Source organism: Blastopirellula marina, from assembly GCF_002967715.1.
Lineage (GTDB): Bacteria > Planctomycetota > Planctomycetia > Pirellulales > Pirellulaceae > Bremerella > Bremerella marina_B.
In genome coordinates, this window is record NZ_PUIA01000069.1 from 81150 (window position 1) to 105209 (window position 24060).

Here is a 24060-nt window from a genome sequence, read left to right on the forward strand (position 1 = left end):
AACAGGGGACATTCGACGGCTTGGGGGAATTCGCACGCGGGCCAGGCGAGTGTTAGTCGACCGGAGCGTCGTTCTGTTCCATCAAAGCACTGAAGTACATGACGAACTTGCCGCTGCGACGATCGCGTTTATCGATCATCTGCATCGCGGCATTGAGCAGATCGCGGCGACTAACCTGGCCAATCAGTTTGGTCCCTTCCAATACCGGCAACCGCCGATAAGGAGTGGACAAGAAGATTTGAGCACAGCTGAGCCAATCGGTATCGGCAGTGATCAACCGAGCGATATCCGTGTTCATGAACGCCCCGACCCGGTTCGAGGGGAGCTGGGAATAGGCAGCGTCGAGCAGGAAACGCATCGAAGTCTTTTCGGAAAAGATCCCCAAAAAGTTTCCTTCGCTGTCGACCACCGGAGCCCCGGAAATTCGGTAGTGTAGCAATTTTCGAATGGCGGCCAAAGCATCTTCATCCGGGCTCAGGCAAATCAGCTTGGTAGCCATGAAGTCGCGCGCCGTTAGCGTCGGTGCGGTTGGCGCAGTCGTCGAAGTAGGAATCGACATGCAAAGTTCCTCCTGCGAGAAGTGGGGTTAATACCACGCAGCGTTGTCAGACGAGACTTTTATTTTAGCGGATAGAAAACTCAATTTTCCATCCTTTTTTGTTACGTCTGACAAAAACAAGTCACTAGAAGCGATGCAACTGCCATGCCTTTCCTGGGAAATGGCCAGCAAAAAATGGTTCAGATTGACGTGAATTCAACCACGAGATAACTTTAATTTAGGGAGATTCCAGGAGGAGAGTCCCCATCGTGCCCTTAACTCGGAAAGTGTTTCGATGATTCGCCCCGGCGATGTGGTCGTCTATACCAAGACAAAACACACAACGAGCCCTGGTCCCAGGGCGCACGACATCGAGCCAGAATCTCGGGGGGAATACTACACCTACGTGGTTGACAAATACTGGATTGTCGAAAGTGTTGACCCGGACGGCATTATCTGCCGTACCCGCCGCGGCAAGTGCCACCGCATCTCCCCGGACGACCCACGTCTGCGGCCAGCTAACTTCTGGGAAAAGCTCTTCCTGAGAAGCCGCTTCCCGACATCCCCACAAAGCTCGTAACAACAAAACGCCGCGAAACATTCGCGGCGTTTGTTGTTCGTTTAGCTGTTAACAGGCAGGGCAAGCACTACTTGCCTTCCAGTTGATCCTGCATGGCCTTGTACTGGGTCGCCATGCGGCCAGGGCTGCCCATGATATTGTACCCAGCGTCGACGTGCATGATCTCGCCGGTGATGCCGCCGGCCAGGCTCGAAAGCAGAAAAGCCCCGGCGTTCGAGACTTCTTCCATCGTAATATTGCGGTTCAGTGGCGAAACGGCGGCGTACAGATCGAGCATTTCCTTTGCGCCGACGGCACTGCTGGCCAGGGTCTTCAACGGACCGGCACTGATCGCATTCACGCGGACATTGTATTCGCCCATGTCGAACGACAGGTACTTCACGATGCTATCCAGAGCGGCCTTGCAGACCCCCATCATGTTGTAGCCAGGCACCGCTTTTTCGCCACCGAAGTAGGTCATCGCACAGACCGAAGCACCCTCGTTCAGAATCGGACGAGCTGCGTTGGTCAACGCGATCAGGCTGTAGGCGCTGATGTCCATGGCCATTTTGAAGCCTTCGCGGCTGCATTCGACGGTTGGCACACGCAGGTCATCCAGCGAAGCGAACGCCACCGAGTGCAGCAGGAAGTCGATCTTGCCCAGTTCGCTTTCGGTCGTCTTGATCACTTCGGCAATGTTTTCATCCGACTGAACGTCCAGCGGAACCAGGAACTTGGCCTGCTCGTAGCTGTCGGTCAGCTGCGAAACGCGGCGACGATTCTTCTTGCGTTCATCGTCTGCGCGATCTGGCAGGTGAGTGAAGCCGCACTCGCCCCCTTCTTCCATAATTTTCTGGGCGATGCCCCAGGCAATCGAATTTCCGTTTGCAACGCCAACGATCAGGCCTTTTTTACCAGTGAATAGTCCCATCGTTCTCTTACCCTGGGGAAACATGTCTTCGCGGAATTGATGAATGTCGCGTGTCCGATTTTCTCGAAATCGCGCAGCGTTTAGGATAACGACATTCGGCCTGCCGCAAAAGGCGACCCAATCGGCATAGTGCCCGCCCGGGCCGATGCCTGAGGTGCGTTTTAGCCACAGAGCTCACAGAGCACACCGAGGGAAAGCCAGGAAAAGAAGTAGATTAACCACGGATTACACGAATATCACGGATGAGGAAAAGCTGAAATGAGGCTGCCGCCCGTGGCATCCCATATTCCATACCACTTATCCGTGTTCATCCGTGCAAACCGTGGTCAAAAACCTTCCCTCAGTGCTCTCTGTGTCCTCTGTAGCAGATCCCCTCTTCGGTATCATCACCAGGGGACCGGCCGTTTTTGAACCCTTGGATTGCAAACTTGTTTTTTTGATTTGGAAGGCGCTTGCTCATGTCGCTTGAAGGAAAAGTCGCTCTGGTTGTTGGTGGTGGGTCGGGGATCGGCAAGGCAATTGCCCTGTCGCTGGCCGCCGATGGAGCAAAAGTCGCCATCGCAGGCCGCCGCTTCGACGTCCTTGAGCAGGTCGCTGCCGAGAGCGATGCCGAGATCCACTGCCACAGCGTCGATGTAGCCGACCGGGCCAGCGTGAAGGGGCTGTTCGAGTTCGTTACGAAGACTCTGGGGCCTGTCGATATTCTGGTCAACGCCGCCGGCATCAATATCAAAACCCGCAGCATGGCCGAAATGACCCCAGAACAATGGGATCAGGTGATGCAGATCAATGCCACTGGCGGATACAATCTGATGTATGAAGCACTCCCTCCGATGCGAGAACGGAAGGACGGGCTGATCATCAACATCTCGTCCATCTCCGGCAAACGAGCCTATGCACTGGGGGGCATTGCCTACTGTGCGTCGAAGTTCGCCATGACGGCTCTGGGCACCGCGATCGGAAACGAAGTCGCCGCCGAAGGGGTTCGCATTACCAACATTTACCCTGGCGAAGTCGAAACCCCAATCCTTGCCCAGCGTCCCAGCGCACCGACCGCCGAACACCGTGCCCGGATGTTGCAGCCGGAAGACTTCAGCGAAGTGGTTTTGGCAATTTGCCACTTGCCACCGCGGGCCCACGTGGCCGAACTGATTATCAAACCGACGAAACAGGAATACACCTAGTATCGCGGCATTTACGATGCGGGCAGTGACTGCCATCATTCCCGTCCACTAACTTTTAATGTGGAGATTAATGATGCCATACGATCCCGACTATCACGAGGACGCTCCAACCAAGGACGACATCAACCGGACGACCGGGAAGGTCGTCCTCGATTTCGGAGCCAATTGGTGCCCTTACTGCCAGGAACTTTCCCCGTCGCTTCAGTCGCTTCTTTCGGGTGCCGAAAACGTGCGGCACATCCGGGTCGCCGACGGCAAAGGGAAAGTCCTCGGCCGATCGTTCCGAGTCAAACTCTGGCCAACGCTCGTTCTTTTGCAGGATGGAGAACTGGTCGCTCAACTGGTGCGGCCATCGGCCCATTCCGCCGAGACAGAACTGGCGGCTTTCCTTAAGACGTGAAAAACGCGTGACCGCCACCTCACGCTGCATTACACTTCGAGCGATGCTCCACCCATCGCATTGCTCGAAATGTAAGCCGCTATTGTGACGAATGACTCGCCTAAATCCGACGACGAGAAACCTGCCCGACACCGATGGCATGCCGTGGCGATCGTGGTCGCGGTGATGGCCTTCGCGATGGGGGTCTTTTTGAATGTGCCAGGGGAGCCGATCGTCGGTCCCGGCATTCTCAATAACGGCAAATATGGGCCACACTTTGAGTGCTACACGCAGTACGTTGCCCACGGCTGGCCGTGGCGGTTCCTGAAACATCTTGGCCCGCCATCGGTGGCAGCCAATTGGGGTAAACCGCTGAGCCCCTGGATCATCGGCGTTTCTCCCGAAGTTGACGGGTGGAAACTGAGCGCAAACATCGCGACCGTTATCATGGGCTCGCTGTTGATCGGTTGGCTCGTCCATCGGCACCTTACGAAGTACAGATACCGATTCGGTCTGGCAAACGTGGCGATGCTTCTTCTGGCAATAGCGTGTGTGCTGGGCTACGGGACGTATAGCTATCGCCTGCAACAGGACCAGCTTCGTGCCCTCGTCTCTGAGGATGTCGATACGAGCTCTTCTTTCTTTGAGTGGGAGCCGTTTGGTCCCTACTGGCTCCGCTCCCTTACCGGGAATAAGTTTTGGAGTTGGGGTGATCGCCTGGTCGTCATTGAGCCATGGAAATCGGCCGATATCGATGCCTTTCCCGGAAAGTCTTCGGTCAAGGTCATTCGGCTTAGTGAGTTCAACCTGGATCATCCCCCAAGGCTTGCCGATTACCCAAACCTCGTGGGTCTCGACGCATACGCTGTGTACTTCACATGGGACTCTTGGGAAGACGACAATCGTGGCGTGGTACGCACAGAGTTTCTAAAAGCCGTCGCCGAGTGCCCAACCATCGAAGGCATTAACTTCTATGAACTCGATTTAACCGATGCCGACCTACAAGAGTTAAGCGGGATGCCCAACTTGATGCACCTCGATATTTCACTAAATGTCGACGTCACCGATGCAGGCCTCGCTCATTTAGCTTCGATCAAATCGCTGCGAATTCTTTGTCTCTACGAAACGCAAGTCACCAAACAGGGAGTCGACCAACTTCAGGCCGAACTGCCCCATTGTGAAATCGAGTGGGACGGAATGGAGCAAGAACCGTGGTAGCTACCGTGAGGCCCCAGCAATCAGTCCAAACACAATCGAGCCAATACACGACAAATTCGCCAGCGTCGCAAAGCCCCCCAGCAAGATTCCGATCCAGGCATGCACCGAGCCCTTAACCGCTGGGTTCTGAGCCCGTTTTCGGAGCCCCATGATCCCCAGCACGAAGGCCGGGATCGACGCGAAGATGCCAATCACGGGGAATAGACCAACGATGGCCAGGTAGTAGGCGGCCAAGGCAGCAGGGTTCTTATAGGGGATCAGGCCACCCGTGCCGTCTCCAGAGGTGTCTAGCGGTCGGACCTCGGTCGAGCCGTCGAGGTCGGTTGGAGGCGAATTGAAGGGATTGGACTCATTCATCGCTAGGACCTTGGCAAAGATGAGGTTAGCACCCGAAGCCTGTTTTGCTCCGATGTGCCTAATTGTGCCTGATGCGCATTCTCTTTGCGAGGTCTTTCGGTAGCGAATTCCCGCTCCAATTTAGGGGAGCATGCGTATCTGGTGCAACATGTGTCCGAGGCACCAAAACTGGTAAGGCACCTCCAACATGCCTAGCAATAGGGCGATCAGTGCCGCTGGTTTGCCGGGGATGGTAGGGTCGTCGTGGATGCGATTAAGGCTAATGAACGCGAAGACGATAGCCGCCATCACCAAGGGAACGCCAAACCCTGGGAACATGCCTAGAAAAGCACAGGATAATGCGAGAAGAGTGTACGATTCCCACTTGCGAATCTCCTTGACTGGGTCGTTCACGGGGCTTTGGTCGCTGGGCTGGTTCATAGGAAGGGCTCCTGGTGGCGGTGGGTGATCTTCGGTAGGTGTCGCTTTTTCGGCCTCAAACGTCTCTCGGCTTACTATCCTACGCGTAGGCGGTATCTGTATGGGTCAAAAGCTGCGGCATCTGTGCCCGTTGACGAACGGCAGACGCTTTCCGACAATTCAATATTCTTTCCGGGGCTCGGGTATGCTCTGGGGGTCTCACTAGGTCTCAACCACAACGCTGGCATGAACTTAATCAAGCAAAACGATCCCGAAGTTTGGGCAGCAATCCAGGCCGAGCAGGTACGTCAGGCAGACGGCCTCGAAATGATTGCCTCGGAAAACTACACCAGTGCCGCCATCCAACAGGCCGTCGGTAGCGTGCTGACCAACAAGTACGCCGAAGGCTACCCCGGTCGTCGCTATTACGGCGGCTGCGAACATGTCGACGTGATCGAACAACTGGCCATCGACCGCGCCAAACAGCTGTTCGGTGCCGAGCACGCCAACGTTCAACCCCACGCCGGTAGCCAGGCCAACTTCGCCGTCTACCTAACGGCGGTCGAGCCCGGCGATACGATCCTCGGTTTGGACTTGGCCCACGGTGGCCACTTGACGCACGGCATGAAGCTGAACGTCAGCGGCATTCTGTACAACTTCATCAGCTATGGTGTCGATCGCGAAACGCACCGGCTCGATTTCGACGCGATCGCCAAGCTGGCCAAAGAGCACAAGCCGAAGCTGATCGTCGCCGGTGCATCCGCCTACCCGCGTGAAATCCCGCACGAAAAGTTCGCCGAGATCGCCAACGACGTCGGAGCGAAGCTGTTCGTCGACATGGCTCACTACGCAGGCCTGGTCGCTGGTGGCATCCACAACAGCCCGGTGCCGTATGCCGACTTTGTCACGACGACCTGCCACAAGACGCTGCGTGGTCCGCGTTCCGGTCTGATCCTGTGCAAGGAAGAGCACCAGAAGCTGATCAACCGCAATGTCTTCCCCGGCACGCAGGGTGGCCCGCTGATGCACGTCATCGCCGGCAAGGCGATCTGCTTCCAGGAAGCGCTGCAGCCTGAATTCAAGCAGTACGCTCAGCAAGTGGTCGACAACGCCAAGACCCTGGCCGACACGCTGATGTCCGGCGGCCTGAAACTGGTCTCTGGAGGCACCGAAAACCACCTCATGCTGGTCGACGTCACTGCGGTGGGTACCACTGGTACCGCGGCCGAAAACGCCCTGGGTGCGTGCGGCATCACGGTCAATAAAAACATGATCCCGTTCGACGAGCGCAAGCCGATGGACCCCAGCGGAGTGCGAATCGGAACGCCTGCCCTGACCACTCGCGGCATGAAGACCGACGAGATGAAGACGATCGGTGGATGGATCCTGGAAGCCTTGAAGGCCCCCGAAGACGCCGCCGTTCACGGTCGCATCCGCAGCGAAGTTGCCACGCTTTGCGAGCAGTTCCCAGTGCCAGGCCAGGCAGTCGAACTGCACTAAGCCGGATAGCAGGCATCGCTAAGAAACGCGTGTTACACTGTGCGTAGCCCATTTCGGGCTACGCATTTTTTTTGTAATTACAGGTAAACCGCGTTCGGATCGAAGGCCAGTAATTTCATGCCCGATACCCCGTCGGCAAATCGATTTCGATTCAACATCAGGACCTTCCTGCTGCTGATAGGAATGGTCGGTGTGATATTGGCTTTCATCAACTATACCGAGATTGACTTCTTTGGTCCCAGACTCGACGAGTACACGATGTCGAATGGCAACGACAATCGCTGGGGCTTGGTGCTCAGCCGGGGCCGACCTAGAATCGGTTACTACGACCAATTTGGGGAAACAGGAACGGAACCCGAAGATTGGCAGGTCTACGGCAATCGAGTCTCGACTCTCGTGGTTCGAAGAAAGAATGAGCGTATCTTTCCTGTCGACGGTGGCTTGCGACTCTTCTTTCGTCGAGCCGATGAAGAGTGGGAAGAGGTATTCATTCCGGATGAGGACCTAAAAGAGTGGTTAGACTCATCAAACCATCTCCACAATGCGCGTGAATTCTTCGAGAAGTATGCCCAGCCCTAAGCACCCAAGCCCTATTCGGACGAAGCAACAAGGAAATTCGGTTTACAGCTCCGCTCCCTAGCCCTCTCCCCGGCGGGGAGAGGGGACATGAGGCAAAGACTATTTGCCCATGAGTTGCTGTTTGAGGAACTCGTAGGTCAGGGCCGTCATGAAGGCGCGTTGCTTGTTGTCGGCGGCGCCGGCGTGGCCTCCTTCGATGTTCTCGTAGTAGAGAACTGGGTGCCCCATCTCTTTCATCCGGGCAACCATCTTCCGAGCATGACCAGGATGAACGCGGTCGTCGCGGGTGCTGGTAGTGAAGAGCGTGTTGGGGTACTTCACATCCTTCTTCACCAGGTGATACGGCGAAAAGGTCTGCATGAATTCCCATTGCTCAGGGTCGTCGGGATTACCGTATTCGCCCATCCAACTGGCACCGGCCAACAGCATGTGGAACCGCTTCATATCCAGCAGCGGAACCTGACTGACCACCGCGCCCCACAGGTCAGGCCGCAGCACCAGCATGTTGCCAGTCAGCAGACCACCGTTCGAGCCACCCATCACGCCGAGATGCTCAGGCGTGGTAACCTTACGGGCAATCAGATCTTCGGCCACGGCAATAAAGTCTTCGTACGCTTTGTGGCGGTTTTCTTTCAGAGCGGCCTGGTGCCACTTCGGTCCAAACTCGCCGCCGCCGCGGATATTGGCCACGACGAAGACGCCACCTTCGGTCAGCCAGGCCGTGCCGGTGGTGGCCGAGTAGTTTGGAGTCAGTGGAACTTCAAAACCACCGTAACCGTAGAGCAGGGTGGCGTTCTTGCCGTCGAGCTTCAAGTCTTTGTGCGAAACCTGGAAGTAAGGAATCTTGGTCCCGTCCTTCGAAGTCGCCTCGAACTGTTCGACCACCATGCCTGTAGCATCGTAGAACGCCGGCAGCGACTTCAGTTTTTCGAGTTTGGCATCGCCGCAGGTCCCCAGGTAGAGCGTGGTGGGTAGCGTATAGTCGGTCACGGTCAGAAAGAATTCGTCCGACTCTTCTTCATCAACGGCACCGGCCGAGATCGAACCGAACTCCGGCGCACCGGGCAGGGGCTCGCTCTTCCACTTGCCATCTTTGCCCGGCGTCCACAGGTAGAGCTTGTTGCGGACGTTATCCAGTTCGTTGACGATCAAGTGATTCTTCGTCGGGCTGTAACCGGCCAGCGACTTGCGATCGGTCGGCTCGAACAGCACGGTGAATTCGCGCTTACCAGCCATGTAGTCGTCGTAGTTGCCCACCAGCAGGGCACCTGGCTCGTAGGTCTTGCCGCCCACTTCCCATGTGCTGCGAGGCTGGACGAAGATCCACTCGCGGTGGACGTTCACTTCGGCATCGTCCGGCTTTTCGATTTCGACCAGTTCGCCATTTTTCACTTCCCACAGCTTGCTGGTATAGAAAGTGATCGCGCGGCTGACGAACTCACGCTCGAAGCCAGGCGTTTCGTCGTAGATGCCGGTGACGCTGACGTCGCTCTTTTCCCCTTCGAAGATCGTCTTGGCTTCGGACAGTTCGGTGCCACGCTTCCACTCTTTGACGATCCGCGGGTAGCCAGAGTCGGTGAGCGAGCCTTCGCCGAAGTTGGTACCGACGATCAAGGTGTCTTTATCTTTCCACGAGACACGGCTCTTGGCTTCCGGAAGGTAGAAGCCGTCTTTGACGAACTCACGCGTTTCCATATCGAACTCGCGTTTGATGTCGGCATCGGCACCGCCGCGCGAGAGCTTCACGATCGCGTGACGATAATCAGGCCGCAGTAGCGAGACACCGTGCCAGACCCAGTTTTCCCCTTCTTCCTTACCGAGGGCATCGACATCGATGATGACGTCCCATTTGGGGTTCTCCTTCTTGTATTCCTCAGGGGTCGTGCGACGCCACAGGCCACGCGGATGCTCGCCGTCTTGCCAGAAGTTGTAGTAGTAAGGACCACGTTTGACGACAAAGGGAATCCGCTCGTTCGAGTTGAGGATCTTCAGAATTTTTTCTTGCAACTGCTGAAAGTCTTCTGACTCGGTCAGCTGCGCGGTGCTTTCTTTGTTTTGCTCTTTGACCCAGTCGAGAGCCTTTTCGCCGGTGACGTCTTCCAGCCAGAGATTAGGGTCATCGGACGGGGTTTCCGTGGCCGTTTGCGCCATAGCGAGGTTTCCTCCGTGAGGCAAAAGAAGTGAGATCAAACCAACGAACAGCAGGGGGATCGCACGCATCAACTAGCTCCATGTTCCGTGGGATATCCTGGGGGTCGAGTACTGCGTTCCATCGTACGTGCGGGACTACCCCTGTGACAACCTGGGCGAATTGGCCGAAATTTGCTCATTTCGCGGATCACCGCCGCTGCCGGGGGTGTCTCGAAGAAGGGGGCCTTTTCTAAAATGCTAGGGAGAAAGAAGAGAGAACCGCGGATTTCATGGATGAACGCGGATGGTAGAAAGAAATTGCGAAATCACAGGAAGTAGCATTGGCTCGCGTTGTTTTAGCTATGTCTGGGGGTGTCGACAGTAGTGTCGCCGCCCATTTGCTCAAGCGTGACGGTCACGACGTCATTGGGGTCTTTATGCGCCATGGCGAAGAGAGCCCCGTGGCTGAATGCAAGCTGGATGCCCCTGGGGGCGGTACGGCTCTGCAGATCCTCAACCAAAGGGCCGACCACAAGCAGGGCTGCTGCAGTGCTTCCGACGCCGCCGACGCGCGGCGCGTAGCCGACCGGATGGACATACCTTTCTATGCGCTGAACTTGCAACAAGAGTTCGGCCAGATCATGGAGTACTTCGCCGACGAGTACATCCGTGGCCGCACGCCGAACCCGTGCGTGATGTGCAACAACTGGATCAAGTTCGGCAAGCTGTTCGACTATGCCGACAGCATCGGGGCCGAGTACGTCGCCACCGGGCACTACGCGAAACTGATTCCTTCCAGCGAAGCAGATGGCGTTCCGCGGATGGTTCGCGGTGTCGATCCTGGCAAGGATCAAACGTACGTGCTGTTCGGCATTCAGCGCGACTACCTCAAGCGGATGCTGCTGCCGGTCGGCGATTTCCATAAAGACGAGATCCGCGCAATGGCGGGGGAGACGGGTCTGCGCGTGGCCGATAAGAAGGACAGCCAGGAAATCTGCTTCGTCACCAGCGGCAAGCACGATCAGTTTGTGAAGCAGCGGCGGCCGGGCGCACAGACGGCCGGCAACTTCGTGCTGACCGATGGGAGTGTCGTCGGCCAGCACGATGGGATCGAGCGGTTCACGATCGGCCAGCGAAAGGGTTTGGGCATTGCCTTGGGCGAGCCGCACTACGTGGTGAAGATCGATCCGCTTGAAAACCGGGTGGTGCTCGGGCGCATCGAAGAGCTGGGCTGTGCCGAGTTGACGGCCAACAACTGTAACTGGTTGGTTGAGCCCCAGGCCGATGAGTTCCGCTGCGAGGCGATGATCCGCTATAACAGTGCGGCATTGCCGGCCACGGTGAAGTTGCTGCCGGAGGGACGCATCGCGGTGACCTTCGACGAGCCTCGCAACGGCGTCGCCCCAGGTCAGGCCGTGGTCTGCTACGACGGCGACACAGTGCTGGGAGGCGGCTGGATCGAGTAATCCCACGCACGACCAGATGCAATGCTATCAAAGCATCTGGCAATCCAGGAAAGCTGGCCGGAGCTTAACGGGCTGGATGTGAATCGGACGAGGGAAATCTCGATTTTGCCGATGATTCAGGCCCATTCTGGCCGACTTTAGAAGACGTACGCGTGCTCGGTTGCCGATTCGGCGTGAGCGCAGCCTGCCGATTCGTTGCGTCGACAACCATATCCTGGAGTAGATACCCAATGACCAAGCTGATTCCCTTCACGTTCGTTTTGGCCATCGTCGCCCTGACCTCGCAGGTCAATGCTCAAGAGCTGAAGGTGGTCGATGCCAATGAAGAAAACAAGCCGCTGAGCGTCGAAGAAATGCCTTCGCTGGGCAACGCGACGCCGGAAATGTGGTTCTACCTGCAAGAACTGCGTCGCTATGAAGATCCCTCCGCTGCTCGCCGTCGCCGTGCCGAACTGACCGCTTCGGCTCGCCGCGCTCGCATGTTCTCGCAGCAGTGGTACGGCATCAATAACCTGCGTCCTTCGGCCAACGCCGTGCCGATGATGTACCGCTACTCGGCTCATCAGTCGAACGTCTCGTGGGACGCCACCCAGCACACTTACTACAACACGGCCGCAACACCCACAAGCGGCGGACCTCGCCAGTTCTAAGTCTGGCGCTGCATGACTCAAAACGAAACGGGACTAGTGAATACTGGTCCCGTTTTCTATTTCGAAAGAGCTTTAGCCACAGAGCCTTAGAATCCCAAGCCAGGCCCAGTCAGTACGCCGGTACCTACCGTACCGTCGGTTATGTTGAACATGGCCGGGAAGCGGTCTCGCCAGCCGTCGTTGCCTAGCGGGCAGTATTGGCGGCCGTTACCTTCGATGGCAGCGATCGTTGGCAAGCGGGCCGCAATGCTGGCCGAGTGCAGGAACGAGGCCCCGGGACAGGTCAGATCCTGCACGCAGAGGAACAGCTTGTACTTCTGAGCCGCGGCTCCCATCAGCAATGCTTCCGAGTGCCCTTTGCATGCTTTCAAAGCGACACCGCTGTAACCTTGTTCGCGCGAAAGAAAGAGAGTGTCGAGATCGATCAGCGATTCATCGATTACCACCGGCTTGATCTTTGCGGCGGCGTGCATCTTGTTTTCGGGATGCTTACGCAGATCGCGATGGGTTGGCTGTTCGATGTACTGCACGCGGTCCATGGCTGAAGGGCTGACCTCTTGAAGCTTGGCCAGGAAGTCGAGCACATATTGCACGCTGGCGCATTTCTCGTTGAAGTCGAGCGAATAGAACCACGAGTCGATACCACGCTGCGACTGGACGGCGGTCGCGACTTTATCGATCTTGGCAACGCGGGCCACGTCCCAGTCGAGATCGTCTCCGTTGAGCTTGATCTTCAGATGGGTCAGACCGTCTGCCACAATCCACTGGGCAAGCGTCTCTGGCAGGCCATCCCCGACCGGCTGTTCCAGTTCGTCATGATCCAGCGGATCGAGCGCCCCCACCAGGTGATAAAGCGGCATCGTAGGCTGCGGCTCGCGCGTGGTGTACTGATCGAGGTATTCGCCAGCGAAGTCCTCGTTCAAGAAGCTGGCAAGGTCTTCGGCGATGAACTCTTTGCCCAGCGTGTTGTAGCTGTTGAGCCCGAGTGCCTTGCCGTAGGCATCGTGCAGAGCCGCGTCGATGGGACTACCAGCGACCAGCAAGGCCAGCTGCGGAATTGCTTCTGGCAGTAAGAACTCGGCCTCCAACTGTTTGCCGATATCCATCAAGGGCGGATGCAGCGTACGGGCATGCTGCAGCGGGTGGGCAGCCTCGTTCAACTGGCCGGCCGCAGCCGAAAACCGCTGGGCGACTTCGATCATTGTCTTGAGCGTTTGGCTGCCATCGATCTGCTGGGAAGGCCATCCCCAGACGTTGCCCATAGGCATCGAACCGAAGCCGCGGCCGATCTGGCCATTTTGGGTTTCGACAGTGACTTCGACGTTGAAAAGAGTTACGTCGGTGACGACGCGTCCCCCAAACTTCATGGGGGTGCGATACTGAATCGTTTCCGTCGAAGGTTTAACGTCGCGAACGACAATATCCGTGGGCTTGGTCATGGTGGCTCATCCTGGCAGAAGGAAGGTGGAGCCACCCATCGTAAGCGCTGACAGGTGACGTGAAAACGGGCCACGTCACCTGAAATGGTCTAAGCAGGGTATCTTTGCGACACCCAGATACCACGAGATATTAACGTAATGTTAAACCAAGCCTTTGCGGACGGCCCAAACGGCTGCCTGAGTACGATCCGACACACCCACTTTGCGGAGGATATGCTGAACGTGTTCTTTGACCGTTTCGTAGCTGATGTGCAGTGCCTGGGCGATTTCCTTGTTGGTCAATCCCAGAGCCAGTTGGCGGAGCACTTCACTTTCGCGCTGCGTCAGAGGAACTTCGACGTCGGCGTTGAGACGAGGCGTAGCCAACGCTCCAGTCACGCGGCGGAGTTCGTCGCGAGTCCAGGCATTTTCGCCCCGATGCGCCGTGCGAATCGCGTCTAGCAGACGATCACGCGGATCCCCCTTCAGAACATAACCGCTTGCCCCTAAGGCAACCGCACGTGCGACGTACGTTGGGTTATCGTAGGTCGAGAGAACGAGAATCGCCAGGTTTGGATGATCAAGCTTGAGACGCCCCAACGTCGTCAAGCCGTCTCCTTCGGGCATACGAATGTCGAGAAGCACCACGTCCGGCTTAATCTCGTCGACCATCGTGATCGCCGCGTCCCCCGTCGCCGCTTCGCCGACAATTTCAATGTCACTGTCTGCTACCAGTGTCTTCAGTCCGCAACGTACCACTTCGTGGTCGTCCGCAACTAATACTCGAATTGCCATCGATTACTCCACTTCAATCTCTTAGTAAGCCGCATCATAGATTCTGCTGAAGAATCGATCATCGGCACAAACGGTTGATAAGACTGCCCATCCCATCCCGATTTGTGTCGCAGCTGCTTCCTGGCCGAAAGCGGCTCGCGATACGGTTGCAAGTTTTGGTTTGCCCTCTCTTCAGCAGGGTGTGGGTGCGCGTTTGACGAAAAAATCCTTGCGCTTGCCCCTGGTACCCCACAAGTGTCGTGGGCTTTAACCACACCACCCGCTAGAGATAGATTAACCTAACCCATAAAAATTGCTAGGGCTTGGACCCACAACTGCAGGAGTATATATCCTGCCTATGTTGAAAAACCAGGAAGTTCAAACCACTTACGGCAAACCGCTTGCGGAATTGCCGCACAGATCATCCCTCTGAAGTCATTGACTTTATTCACTTCTACCTAAGTTACATATCGGTTTCTGCGTATATACCGCAAAGGGGTGTCAATCAAAAAACCGTATTTTACTTCACGCCGAAAAATCAAATTCCGTTGATACGTGGCAATCCGAATATTTTTCAAACTCACAGAGAACTCGCAGGCCAGCAACGAATGATTGCGCAAGAGACGCGATCGCATCTGCCAAGACAGGCAGCATAGGCAAAAGAAAAAGAAGAGGCGCCGGCCGGATTCGAACCGGCGATGGTGGATTTGCAATCCACTGCCTTAGCCACTTGGCCACGGCGCCTTGAAAATCGCGTTTAAGCGATCGTTAGCGATTGGTTTGATTATTCCAAATTCGCTGACTTTGACAATGGTATCGGAAGCTTCAGGGCTGCCTCTTCACCGAATTTCTTAATATCTGACAAGCTTTCGCCAGCTAGTAAGAACCCACCCCTTGGCAAATAACTGCCGTGAGCATCGATTCTCGTTCGATCTCTTATTTCCGTTCGTGGATATATCTCGAAATCCACCATCGAAGGAAAGACAGAGGAAGGATTCTTCACGTGCGGCATTTATTAGCGTGGGTCAGCAGTTTCACCAGGAATGACCAGATCGTCAACCGAGCGGTTCGTCAGTTGACCGAAATTGCCCGAGAAAGAGTCAATTCCTCTGCTGGCATGCCAGTGCATGCACAGGCCAACGGCTATCAGCGTGCACGTTTGCGGCAAACGGTGCGCGAATACCTGAATTCGCTTGAAGGGGGCCAGCGTCACGTTTCACCGGCCCGGCGTCAGCAATTGATCGAGATGATCTTGGAGCGGCTGGTCGCGCAAGACTTGATTCAGCCCCAAACACTACCGACGGTTCAAACTTTGCCCCGACAAGCGGCATAACCGTTAGCCTTCACGCAGATCGCATCTTTTTTCATCGAACCAGGCAAACCTGTCAATCGATGCATCTCGCGGCTGCCGATCTCGCATAGGACTCCTGTGAGGAGATTCCCCCACCACTCATGCCATGCGAGGCGCCCCATGAATCCTACCCAAAATTCGCTTCCCGATCTGCGAAAACTCAACCAACGTCTGGCCCTCAACAGCGTTCGTGTTCAAGCGTTTCTCGATGGGCTGACACCGCGTCTGGACCAGCTTTTGCAAGCCGTCAGCGAAGGCAACATGGCCGAGGTAGGGCGTACGAGCCACTTTATCCATCGTTGTTGCGATGTGTATGGCTACGAAGAATTGGCCGAGAAAGCGGGCGAAGTCTGTCAGGCCGCTGCTGCTTGTGAATCGGTAGATATCGTTGGACGCAAGGTTGTACGACTGATCGGTGCGTTTGGCCGCACCAGCGAAGACACAAACACGACGATAGCGATGTAAGCAGCGTCTTACTTGCCCGAGCTTGAGAGCAGGTTGGCCTAGTGGCCACCCTGTTCGAGCTTTTTGAGCCGCTCTTCTTTCTCTTTCGCTTCCTGGCGTTCTCTCTTACGTTCTTCCTCGGTCTCGCGGTTGGTACCGTAACCGACCACGATGACCCCCAGAACGACGCTGAGAACCACAACGATGTAGTTTAGTACCCAGCTCTTGCCGGCTTCTTCTTCACCTGGTGCTTGCGCAAACACGGGACTGGAAATCACGTGAAGGGACAACAGCGTCAGGAGTACTAAGATCAGGCGAAGCTTTGGCATGGAGAATTCCTGCAAGCGAAACAAGCGATTAACGAGAACTGTAGTTTAACCTGAACTCATGGGGCCGCAAAACCAGTTGTCCCAACATTTTAGCAGGGCAAAAGGGGCCCGCTACTATGTGGGACTCACTGATGACTGGGGGCCGCAGCATATTCCGGCTGGGAATGGGGCTGGAATTCATCGTCCTCCAGGCCACCCAACGGCAGGTCATCATCTTCATCACGTCGCCAGGGGGCGACCAACGCGTCGTACGCTTCTACCGTCAGGCTAAACAGACTCGGTACCAGGATCAGCGTCAGGAACGTCGAAACGAGCAAACCGCCCAGCACCACGCTCCCGAGCCCGCGATACAGTTCGCTACCAGAACCAGGGAACAGCACCAGCGGCATCAACCCCAAAACGGTGGTCATCGTGGTCATGAAGATCGGGCGAATACGAGAACGAACGCTTTCCAGCACAGCCTCGTTTAAGTCCATGCCATCTTCCCGCATGTGATTAAGCGCCTGATGCACAATCAGGATCGGATTGTTCACCACCGTCCCAATCAGAATGACGAACCCGAGCATCGTCAGCACGTCGAGCGATTGGAAGTAAAACAGATTCAACAGCGCTAAGGCCATCACACCACCGACCGCCCCAAGCGGCACCGAAAGGATAATCACGAATGGATAGATCCACGATTCAAACAGGGCCGCCATCAGCAAATAGGTGATCACCAGCGCCAGAACGACATTCACCCACAACGATTTCCAGGTGTCGGTCAACTTGTCGGCCGTCCCAGAAAGACCGACGCGGTAACCGGCCGGGATCTTTCCTTCGGCCACCATCGGGTCGACCAGTTGGGTCGAGATCAACTGCATGGCGTTTTCCAATGGCATCATCTCAGGAGGAGAGACTTCGATGGCGATCGAACGAAGACGTTCGCGGTGGTTAATCTGCTCGGGACCGCTACTGATGTTCACGTCAGCCAGCGCGGCCAGGGGAACGAGTTCACCACCTGGGGTGGCGATCGGTAATGCACCAATCTTCTGCGTGCTATCGGCGAAGTTGGTTTCACCGATGATCGTGAGGTCGATCTTCTTGCCATCCAGGAAATAATCGCCGGCGTAGGCACCATCGATCAGGGCATTGGCCGTATAGCCTAAGTCGGCGCTGCTGACCCCCATTTCCGCAGCCTGGACTAGCTTGGGTTCGATATGCAGTTCCGGGCTCGAAAGGTCCAAGCTCGGCACCGGGCGAACCTGGGCATCGGGAATGAGCCCCTTGCCGGTGAACGGTCCAGCCCCTTTGACGCGCATCAACATTTCGCCACCCAGTTCGACCAGTTTGTCGAGCTCGGGACCGGTGATTTCGATTTCAACGGTACGCCCTGCGGTCAGACCACGTTCGAAGAGACTCGACTGCTTAGCCACCGCGAAGGTCCCTGGCAGCTTGGCTCCGACACTGGCAACTAACGGCACCAGTTCGCCGCAGCGTTGGTCGTCGTAGGTTCGCAGCCCCATGAACACCTGGCGACCACGAGCGACAAAGAAGAAATCGCTGATCGCCGGATACTTGGCATTCTGTACGGCAGGATCGGTTGGATCGACATCCCAGTACGGTTTCAGTTCTTCTTCGACGGTCTCGCCGAGGGTCATCAGTTGATCGATATTGTAGCCAGGCGGGGGCAGCAGAATCCCAAACACCAGGTTGCGATTGCCGGTGGGAAGGTACTCCACCTTCGGCCAGAGCGCCCAACTGATGCCCACGGTGCCAACCAGAATGAGTGCGATAATGGCAACCCGCCGCGTGACACTTCCCATCAACCAGCGATTGAGACTGACGATGGCCTCGATCGTACTGCTGCCGGCATTGCTGATACCAGCTTCGATTCCGGATGCCGCAGCGTTGGCATGGCGCGGTAGCTGGCCGTTTTGTTTTTCAATCGCACCTCGTTTGTGCTTGGGGGTGCGATGGAAGAGTCGCGAGGCAGCTGTCGGAATGACTGACATTGATACGACCAACGAAAGCGCGACGGCCGCACTAATTGCCAAGGCAATGTCCCGGAACAACTGCCCCGCTTCTTCCTGTATGAAAACGATCGGTAAAAACACGGCAACGGTTGTCGCCGTCGAAGCAAACACGGCACCCCACACTTCCTGCGTTCCCTTCGAGGCCGCTTTCAACGGGGGTTCGCCCATTTGGTAGTGACGGTAGATATTCTCAAGCACCACGACCGCGTTATCGACCAGCATCCCCACGGCAAACGCGAGACCGGCCAGGCTGATCACGTTCAGCGATCGCCCCAGCACACCGAGGATCAAAAACGTGCCGATGATGCTGGTCGGAATGGCCAGCGCGACCACCAGTGCACCACGTGCAAACCAGAAGCCAGCCGTGATGAGCAGGATCAAGCAAGGAATGAACAGCCAGCCGCTAACCGTGGCCGAAGCGATGGCCAAGGCCATCGCCGGGGGAATCAGCAGCAGCGTACGAGCACCCAGGTGCAAAAACAGCATCAACACGCAAATGGTGAGTGCACCACCGATGAAAATGTTTTGCCGAACGAGGTCGACCGACGAGTAGATGTAGTCGGTTTCGTCGTAAACCTGCACCAACTGCAAGCCGCGTGATTTGAGCAGACCTTCATCTAGTTCCTGGCACACGTGCCGTAAGCCATCCATCACGTCCAGTACGTTGGCATTCGTTTCCCGCACACAGTTGATACCGATAGCCGACTCACCAAACCGTCGCATGATGCCGGTTGGCTTCTTATAGCCATGCTGTACCTCGCCGATATCTCGCACGTAAACCGGCACGCCATCGCGGACGGCCAGCAGTTGATTTTCGACTTGTTCAGGCGTGCGGAACTGACCGAGCGTTCGAACGACCCAGCGGCGTTTGCCTTCCCAGAAGTCACCCGCCGAGGTGTCTTCGTTCTGGCCCGATAGCACGCGACGAACGTCCGAGACGGTTAAGCTGCGAGCGGCCAGCCGTTCGGGATGGACGATCACCTGAATTTCGTCTTCCAATCCGCCAATCACATTCGACTGCGAGACCCCTTTGACGCGTTCGAAGCGGGCTTCAATTTCGTCTTCAGCAAATCGTTTGAGGGTTTGAATATCGAGCGACTCAGGCGGCATCAGTTCCTGAAACTCGGGGTATTTTTCCGCAGCGCGACGGAGCTTCAACATCTGCACACCGATATTGGGTGCATACTGGACTTCGTCGATTGCCTCTTTCAGTTCGGGATGCATCTTCCGCAACTCGGCGTACTCTGCATCGGATGGACGTCGGGCGCTGAGTACGAACCAGGCAATCGGGCGATCGGAAGAGTTCGCCGTTGTAATCACCGGCTGGTCGGCATCTTCCGGGTAGTCCGGCACTTGGGCCAGGCGGCTGTTCACCTTGAGCAGCGCTTCGTCCATGTTCGTACCGACCAGGAATTCAAGCGTGATCTTGGCCTGCGAGTCGCTGCTTTCGGAGGTCATCTTGCTGATGCCCTCGACGCTTTTGAGTTGCTCTTCCTGCTCGACGACAATCTCTTGTTCGATTTCCTGAGGACTCGCACCGGGCCACTTCGTTTCAATCGAGATCGTGGGGGTCTCGACCTCAGGGGTCAACGCCATCGGCATGCGCATCAAAGCGACCACTCCGAAGAGCGCCACCAGCAGCACCCCCACAGAGACTTTCACCGGATTATTGAGGAAAAACTGAATCATCGAATTAGCTTTGTTGGTCGGTGGGGAGAGGAACGGGAAGAGAGGGAAGGGGAGGAAATTAACTACCGGCAGCACTTGCTGTGGATGCCGCCGGCAAGACCGTGATCGGCTGACCGGGACGCAGGCGTTCGTTGCCGTGCGTAACCACATTCATGCCTGGTTCTAACTCACCTATGACTTCGATATCGCTGCCGTCGTGGATACCCAGCGTGACCGGGACCATGCGCGCGATTTGCCCTTGTTCGCCTGGCGATACCACGTAGACGACCTTGGAACCTCGATTGAGGACGACGGCATCTTTGGGAACCAGCAGCGCCAGTTTCGTTTCACTGGTCTGCAACATCACGTCCCCCATCATGCCGGCCTTGAGTATCGGTTGGTCTTCCTCGAACTGGTTGGGAACGCGCACTTTGACCGGGAATGTACGGGCACGAATGTCGGCCTGGGGAATGATCGCCGCAACCTTGCCAGGGAACTTACGTCCCGGATAAGCAAAGACTTCGACTTCCACTTCGCGGCCTACACGGACAAAGGGGATGTCTTGTTCCGGAACATTGGCGACGACGTCCACTTCGTCCAGCTTCGCCACTTCGGCAATCGCTCCGCCGCTGTTGGCCCAGGCCCCGATTTCGGTCGACTTCTTCACCAGGTAGCCGTCAAACAGCGAGCGGATGGTGTACTTATTGATCCGATCGTTCAGCTCTTGCACGATCGCTTCCTGCACGGCGACACGAGCCTTGGCTTGCTCGATTTGCTCTTTGCGCGGTCCTTCTTCGGCCAGCTCGAAGGCCTTCTCCGCGTCCATGTATTCCTGCTCGGCCGCATCGGCGGCGGAAACCGCTTCGTCGTAGACTTCCTTCGAAGTCACGCCCCGCTTCTCGAACAATTCGACCGCGCGATCGCGTCGCAGTTTCATATAGTCTTTACGCGACTTGGCAGCCAACATGCGAGCTTCCATTTGCTCGATCTCTAGTTGGCGGGTACCGTTCTCGAGTTCCTTCAGTTCCGCATTACGTACTTCAAGTTCGGCGGCGGCGGCATCGCGCTGAAGGGAAATCGTGTTGATTAACAGCTGAGCAACCGGCTCGTTCGCTTTGACGAAATCCCCTTCTTCGAAATTGAATTCGACAACGCGTCCATCGACGGCGCTTCCCAGGATGGCATGCTTTGAAGCCTGCACCGTTCCCACAAATGTTTTGTGCGAAGCAATCTCGCGTTGTTGAACCGGAACGGCCCTCACGGGTGACTGAGCCCAAGCTGGTGTCAGCAGGGTAACAAGAAGCAGTCCGGAGATAAGAGCGGTTAAGGGGTTGATCGTTTTCATGATGAATTGACCGAGGTTTCTTCGTGACGGGCAGGCTGGGCAGTTTCACCCAGGTTGAGGAGGACTTGGCATAGTAGATCGTGCAGCTTCTCGACTTCTTCGGCGGACATGCCTTGGGTGGCTTGCTCGCGCACCTTATTCAGCACCGCGACAATCTTTTCCCAGACAGGCTCGGCCGCTGGTCCCACGTCGAGGAACTTTTTGCGGCGATCTTGGTCGCAACTGGCTCGCACGATCCACTGCATCGACTCCATGCGAGTCATGATGCCGGCAAGCGTGGGAGGCTCGATCGTCATTCGGCGGGCAAGTTCGCTCTGGGTAAGCGGGCCTTCGTACTTCAGCCAGGCAATCACCTGAAACTGACGAAAGGTGATCCCGAAGGGGCGTAACTCGGCATCCACATGCTGCTGATAGTGATGCGCTGCAAGCGTTACCCAATAACCGGTGCTGGCATGGAAGTCGTACGTCATAAGACTAGAAAATCACGGTACTTAGTTAGGCTGCCTAAGGAATTATGATAACCGATGCGTTCTCGGGTCAAGAGAAATCTGCTATCACGCGGTGCGATTCCTACAATCGTTAAACTCTTGCTGAGAAAGTGACGATGAAACCGTTGACGCGGTGACTTGCGCCGTGCGCCGTGAATAAGGATGTCACGCAAAGTAGGGGGGCAAACATGACGCTCAACCAAAGCCAACAGTCAAAATCTCGGGTTTGCTTACCGCGACTTTCCGCGCACTTAGCTGCAGCCACATTGCTGTTTGGGGGAGTGCAAGCCACTTGGGGGCAAGACGCCGCCGAGTCGCGCTGGTCGACCAACAACCCGCCCACCCCGGCCATGGTGCAAGCTTCGCAGAAGCCGCAAGACCAAGACCTTCGCCGGTTGCCACCAATCGATCAGGAGGTAACGTCGCCAGCGAAACCTTCTTCCTTTACAGCTATCGAGCAGCCAGCCGAGAAACCACAAATTGCGGCTCAACCGCAATCTGCACCGCTGACCGCTCAAAACGCGGAGCCTGTGAACTGGTCGAGCCCGAAAATCGTTATCGGCCCGGAAGCAACCACCCGAACCGTTAGCCACGAAGAAGTCGTTACGGCACCCAAGCAGCAGATGACGCCGTCGCGTTATTCGAGTGCCCCAGAAACAGCCCAAGCTGCTGCTACGAATCAGGGACCATCACGGTTTTCGCAAACGGCCCCAGAATCGCCTAAGCAGGAAGTCGCACCCGAAGCCGAGAAGCCGGCTGCCCCGGTATTTGCCCGCGTGTTTGACGAACAGGTCGAATCGTCAGGCATCACCCAGCCAGAGGTCGCCACCGAAGATACCGGTTTGTCGCCGATTTTCGCTTGTCGCCTATTGGGCCTGCGAGCCACCAAGTCGGAGTCGAACTCGGTCCGCTAAGTTTGCCCGGTTGAAAGCGACCGCGAATCCTTCCATCATGAGTCACGCAGCCGAGGTTCGTTCTTCCTCGGTGTGATTCACGACGAGAAGAGGACTTCGCCCAGTGACCGACCAGCCGCAATCTCTGCAAGCACGCATCAACGCCATCTCCGACGACGCCGCCACGCCCGTCGCTCAGCTGCGTGATATGGTCTCGCACTTCGTCGCCGAACGAGACTGGCATCAGTTCCACGCCCCCAAAAACATCAGCATGGCCCTGGCCATCGAAGCGGCCGAACTGATGGAACACTTCCAGTGGATCACCGTCGAAGCATCTCGCGCCGACATGGAAGCGGAAAAACGAGCCGCCATCGGTGAGGAAATCGCCGACGTAATGTGCTACGCGATGGCCCTATGCAACGAGATGGGTTTTGATGTCGCCACGCTGATGCGCGAGAAGATGAAGAAGAACGTAGCGAAGTACCCAGCCGATGAGTTTAAAGGACGGTATGGGAAAGAGGATCTGCCGAAGGAGTGAATTGCGAGTTCAAGCTGGCAACTAAAGCACAGCAAACACCATCACTACCAGTGCTATTGCAACCCATATCAGGGTAACAATTCTCTTGCGAATGTCCTGGAGCATCGCCCGGTGCCGAGAAAGATTAAAACTAAGCCAGATCGTCACGAAGCACCCAAAGAGCCAGAAAAGTGCGCCTATCGCAATTACAGTAAGCAAGCTTGATTTCTGGAAACTATACCACACGCTAAATACGGAACTTGCCGCGAACCCGAAACCCATCAGCGGCCAAAGCCATGCCTTCTTAGCCATTTGGACATAGAAGTCGGCATCGGAACTGGAACGACGACTGTCGTCTGGTGGTTCAACCGGAATCTGCTCGGACGAGTTATTCATTTCATGATTTTACGCTTTGAACGCGAATGAAACGTAGTCCTGTTATTGAATTGCCCTGCCGGCTAGAAATGCGAACCTGGTGTGGGCAATTGAAACGGATTCTCGACGTTCCTATTCGCTTACGTCCCGGGCACTAACCCGGGTAAGAAGAACTCACCGCGAAAAGTAGCAGCAAAATCACGCCCCCCACAACCGTCATCAAAACAAAGCTCGCGGCGAGACCTCCCATTACATGACGCAATAAAGCCCGATGAGCTACCGACCAGAACATGCCGTAGACCGTGAACAAGATCCCACCGACCAGGCACAGCAGAATGCCTATCAGGATCATGAAGTTAAGCGAAGTTGGGATCTCCAACCTGGTCGTCACCAGGATCATGACGAATAACCCGATGCCGATCAGCGGCAGCAGCCACCCCAGCCGGGCAAGGTGTACAACACGCTCGAGCGACGCACTCGGATCGCTGGCCGCGGTGGGGGACTCGAACGGGTTGTTTTGATCGGCTGGCTCCATAGGCATTTTCTACCAGATCAC

General features: G+C 56.3%; 25 protein-coding genes and 1 tRNA gene. 12 read left to right on the plus strand and 14 right to left on the minus strand.

Translation table 11 applies throughout. The features are described from left to right. Positions 1-52: 52 nt before the first annotated feature. Positions 53-559 (minus strand): CBS domain-containing protein, encoded by a 507-nt coding sequence (locus C5Y96_RS20820; protein ID WP_105357406.1) that lies wholly within the window; start codon positions 557-559, stop codon positions 53-55. 274 nt (positions 560-833) lie between these two features. Here C5Y96_RS20820 and C5Y96_RS20825 point away from each other — a divergent pair, with 274 nt between their 5' ends. Further along, the gene (locus C5Y96_RS20825; RefSeq protein ID WP_105357407.1) at positions 834-1118 is read left to right on the plus strand and encodes a hypothetical protein; all 285 of its coding nucleotides are present in this window, start codon (positions 834-836) and stop codon (positions 1116-1118) included. A gap of 67 nt (positions 1119-1185) precedes the next feature. Here the strand turns inward: C5Y96_RS20825 and C5Y96_RS20830 are convergent, their stop codons facing one another. Further along, positions 1186-2028 (minus strand): enoyl-ACP reductase, encoded by an 843-nt coding sequence (locus C5Y96_RS20830; protein ID WP_105357409.1) that lies wholly within the window; start codon positions 2026-2028, stop codon positions 1186-1188. Positions 2029-2486: 458 nt separating this feature from the next. On the opposite strand from C5Y96_RS20830, the gene C5Y96_RS20835 reads away from it, so the two are divergent. From C5Y96_RS20835 to C5Y96_RS20845, 3 genes are all read left to right on the plus strand, one after another. After that, positions 2487-3212: an SDR family oxidoreductase gene (locus C5Y96_RS20835; RefSeq protein WP_105357411.1), complete on the plus strand. Its 726-nt coding sequence runs from the start codon at positions 2487-2489 to the stop codon at positions 3210-3212. A gap of 70 nt (positions 3213-3282) precedes the next feature. Beyond that, on the plus strand, positions 3283-3612 hold the full coding sequence (locus C5Y96_RS20840; RefSeq protein ID WP_199188753.1) for a thioredoxin family protein: 330 nt from the start codon (positions 3283-3285) through the stop codon (positions 3610-3612). Positions 3613-3756: 144 nt separating this feature from the next. Then, positions 3757-4809 (plus strand): hypothetical protein, encoded by a 1053-nt coding sequence (locus C5Y96_RS20845; protein WP_158261345.1) that lies wholly within the window; start codon positions 3757-3759, stop codon positions 4807-4809. On the opposite strand, the gene C5Y96_RS20850 is transcribed toward C5Y96_RS20845, so the two are convergent. Both C5Y96_RS20850 and C5Y96_RS20855 read right to left on the minus strand, forming a co-directional pair. Then, complete coding sequence (locus tag C5Y96_RS20850; RefSeq protein ID WP_105357418.1) at positions 4810-5166, minus strand: DUF4190 domain-containing protein; 357 nt, start codon at positions 5164-5166, stop codon at positions 4810-4812. 120 nt (positions 5167-5286) lie between these two features. After that, positions 5287-5586 (minus strand): hypothetical protein, encoded by a 300-nt coding sequence (locus tag C5Y96_RS20855; protein ID WP_105357421.1) that lies wholly within the window; start codon positions 5584-5586, stop codon positions 5287-5289. 225 nt (positions 5587-5811) lie between these two features. On the opposite strand from C5Y96_RS20855, the gene glyA reads away from it, so the two are divergent. Together glyA and C5Y96_RS20865 are read left to right on the plus strand one after the other, a co-directional pair. Then, positions 5812-7065, plus strand: coding sequence for a serine hydroxymethyltransferase (gene glyA, locus C5Y96_RS20860; RefSeq protein ID WP_105357423.1), 1254 nt, complete (start codon positions 5812-5814; stop codon positions 7063-7065). Positions 7066-7182: 117 nt separating this feature from the next. After that, positions 7183-7644 (plus strand): hypothetical protein, encoded by a 462-nt coding sequence (locus C5Y96_RS20865; RefSeq protein WP_105357426.1) that lies wholly within the window; start codon positions 7183-7185, stop codon positions 7642-7644. A gap of 99 nt (positions 7645-7743) precedes the next feature. Here C5Y96_RS20865 and C5Y96_RS20870 read toward each other — a convergent pair whose 3' ends face one another. Then, positions 7744-9864 carry a prolyl oligopeptidase family serine peptidase gene (locus C5Y96_RS20870; protein ID WP_105357429.1) on the minus strand — a complete coding sequence of 707 codons (2121 nt, stop codon included), beginning with the start codon at positions 9862-9864 and terminating at the stop codon, positions 7744-7746. 251 nt (positions 9865-10115) lie between these two features. On the opposite strand from C5Y96_RS20870, the gene mnmA reads away from it, so the two are divergent. Further along, a complete protein-coding gene (gene mnmA, locus C5Y96_RS20875) occupies positions 10116-11240 on the plus strand; it encodes a tRNA 2-thiouridine(34) synthase MnmA (RefSeq protein WP_105357431.1) in 1125 nt (374 codons plus the stop codon). Between the two features lie 230 nt (positions 11241-11470). Continuing rightward, positions 11471-11890: a hypothetical protein gene (locus C5Y96_RS20880; RefSeq protein ID WP_105357434.1), complete on the plus strand. Its 420-nt coding sequence runs from the start codon at positions 11471-11473 to the stop codon at positions 11888-11890. A gap of 86 nt (positions 11891-11976) precedes the next feature. Here C5Y96_RS20880 and C5Y96_RS20885 read toward each other — a convergent pair whose 3' ends face one another. From C5Y96_RS20885 to C5Y96_RS20895, 3 genes are all read right to left on the minus strand, one after another. Next, the gene (locus C5Y96_RS20885) at positions 11977-13329 is read right to left on the minus strand and encodes a mandelate racemase/muconate lactonizing enzyme family protein (RefSeq protein ID WP_105357436.1); all 1353 of its coding nucleotides are present in this window, start codon (positions 13327-13329) and stop codon (positions 11977-11979) included. 141 nt (positions 13330-13470) lie between these two features. After that, positions 13471-14103, minus strand: a complete 633-nt coding sequence (locus tag C5Y96_RS20890; protein WP_105357438.1) for a response regulator — start codon at positions 14101-14103, stop codon at positions 13471-13473. A 651-nt stretch (positions 14104-14754) separates the two neighbouring features. Continuing rightward, positions 14755-14826, minus strand: a tRNA-Cys gene (locus C5Y96_RS20895). Between the two features lie 259 nt (positions 14827-15085). On the opposite strand from C5Y96_RS20895, the gene C5Y96_RS20900 reads away from it, so the two are divergent. Both C5Y96_RS20900 and C5Y96_RS20905 read left to right on the plus strand, forming a co-directional pair. Then, the gene (locus C5Y96_RS20900) at positions 15086-15415 is read left to right on the plus strand and encodes a hypothetical protein (RefSeq protein ID WP_105357441.1); all 330 of its coding nucleotides are present in this window, start codon (positions 15086-15088) and stop codon (positions 15413-15415) included. 138 nt (positions 15416-15553) lie between these two features. Next, positions 15554-15898, plus strand: coding sequence for an Hpt domain-containing protein (locus C5Y96_RS20905; RefSeq protein ID WP_105357443.1), 345 nt, complete (start codon positions 15554-15556; stop codon positions 15896-15898). Between the two features lie 38 nt (positions 15899-15936). On the opposite strand, the gene C5Y96_RS20910 is transcribed toward C5Y96_RS20905, so the two are convergent. The 4 genes from C5Y96_RS20910 to C5Y96_RS20925 form a co-directional block, all read right to left on the minus strand. Continuing rightward, positions 15937-16206: a hypothetical protein gene (locus tag C5Y96_RS20910; protein WP_105357445.1), complete on the minus strand. Its 270-nt coding sequence runs from the start codon at positions 16204-16206 to the stop codon at positions 15937-15939. A gap of 125 nt (positions 16207-16331) precedes the next feature. Beyond that, positions 16332-19907: an efflux RND transporter permease subunit gene (locus tag C5Y96_RS20915; RefSeq protein ID WP_105357447.1), complete on the minus strand. Its 3576-nt coding sequence runs from the start codon at positions 19905-19907 to the stop codon at positions 16332-16334. A gap of 58 nt (positions 19908-19965) precedes the next feature. Beyond that, positions 19966-21231, minus strand: coding sequence for an efflux RND transporter periplasmic adaptor subunit (locus C5Y96_RS20920; protein WP_105357449.1), 1266 nt, complete (start codon positions 21229-21231; stop codon positions 19966-19968). After that, a complete protein-coding gene (locus C5Y96_RS20925; RefSeq protein ID WP_105357451.1) occupies positions 21228-21701 on the minus strand; it encodes a MarR family winged helix-turn-helix transcriptional regulator in 474 nt (157 codons plus the stop codon). The genes C5Y96_RS20920 and C5Y96_RS20925 overlap by 4 nt, the downstream gene beginning before the upstream one ends. 206 nt (positions 21702-21907) lie before the next feature. On the opposite strand from C5Y96_RS20925, the gene C5Y96_RS20930 reads away from it, so the two are divergent. Together C5Y96_RS20930 and C5Y96_RS20935 are read left to right on the plus strand one after the other, a co-directional pair. After that, the gene (locus tag C5Y96_RS20930; RefSeq protein ID WP_146115753.1) at positions 21908-22633 is read left to right on the plus strand and encodes a hypothetical protein; all 726 of its coding nucleotides are present in this window, start codon (positions 21908-21910) and stop codon (positions 22631-22633) included. Positions 22634-22736: 103 nt separating this feature from the next. Next, positions 22737-23150 (plus strand): nucleotide pyrophosphohydrolase, encoded by a 414-nt coding sequence (locus C5Y96_RS20935; RefSeq protein WP_233199041.1) that lies wholly within the window; start codon positions 22737-22739, stop codon positions 23148-23150. Between the two features lie 21 nt (positions 23151-23171). On the opposite strand, the gene C5Y96_RS20940 is transcribed toward C5Y96_RS20935, so the two are convergent. Continuing rightward, positions 23172-23525, minus strand: a complete 354-nt coding sequence (locus tag C5Y96_RS20940) for a hypothetical protein (RefSeq protein WP_105357455.1) — start codon at positions 23523-23525, stop codon at positions 23172-23174. A 133-nt stretch (positions 23526-23658) separates the two neighbouring features. Then, positions 23659-24045, minus strand: coding sequence for a hypothetical protein (locus C5Y96_RS20945; RefSeq protein ID WP_146115754.1), 387 nt, complete (start codon positions 24043-24045; stop codon positions 23659-23661). Positions 24046-24060 lie beyond the last annotated feature (15 nt).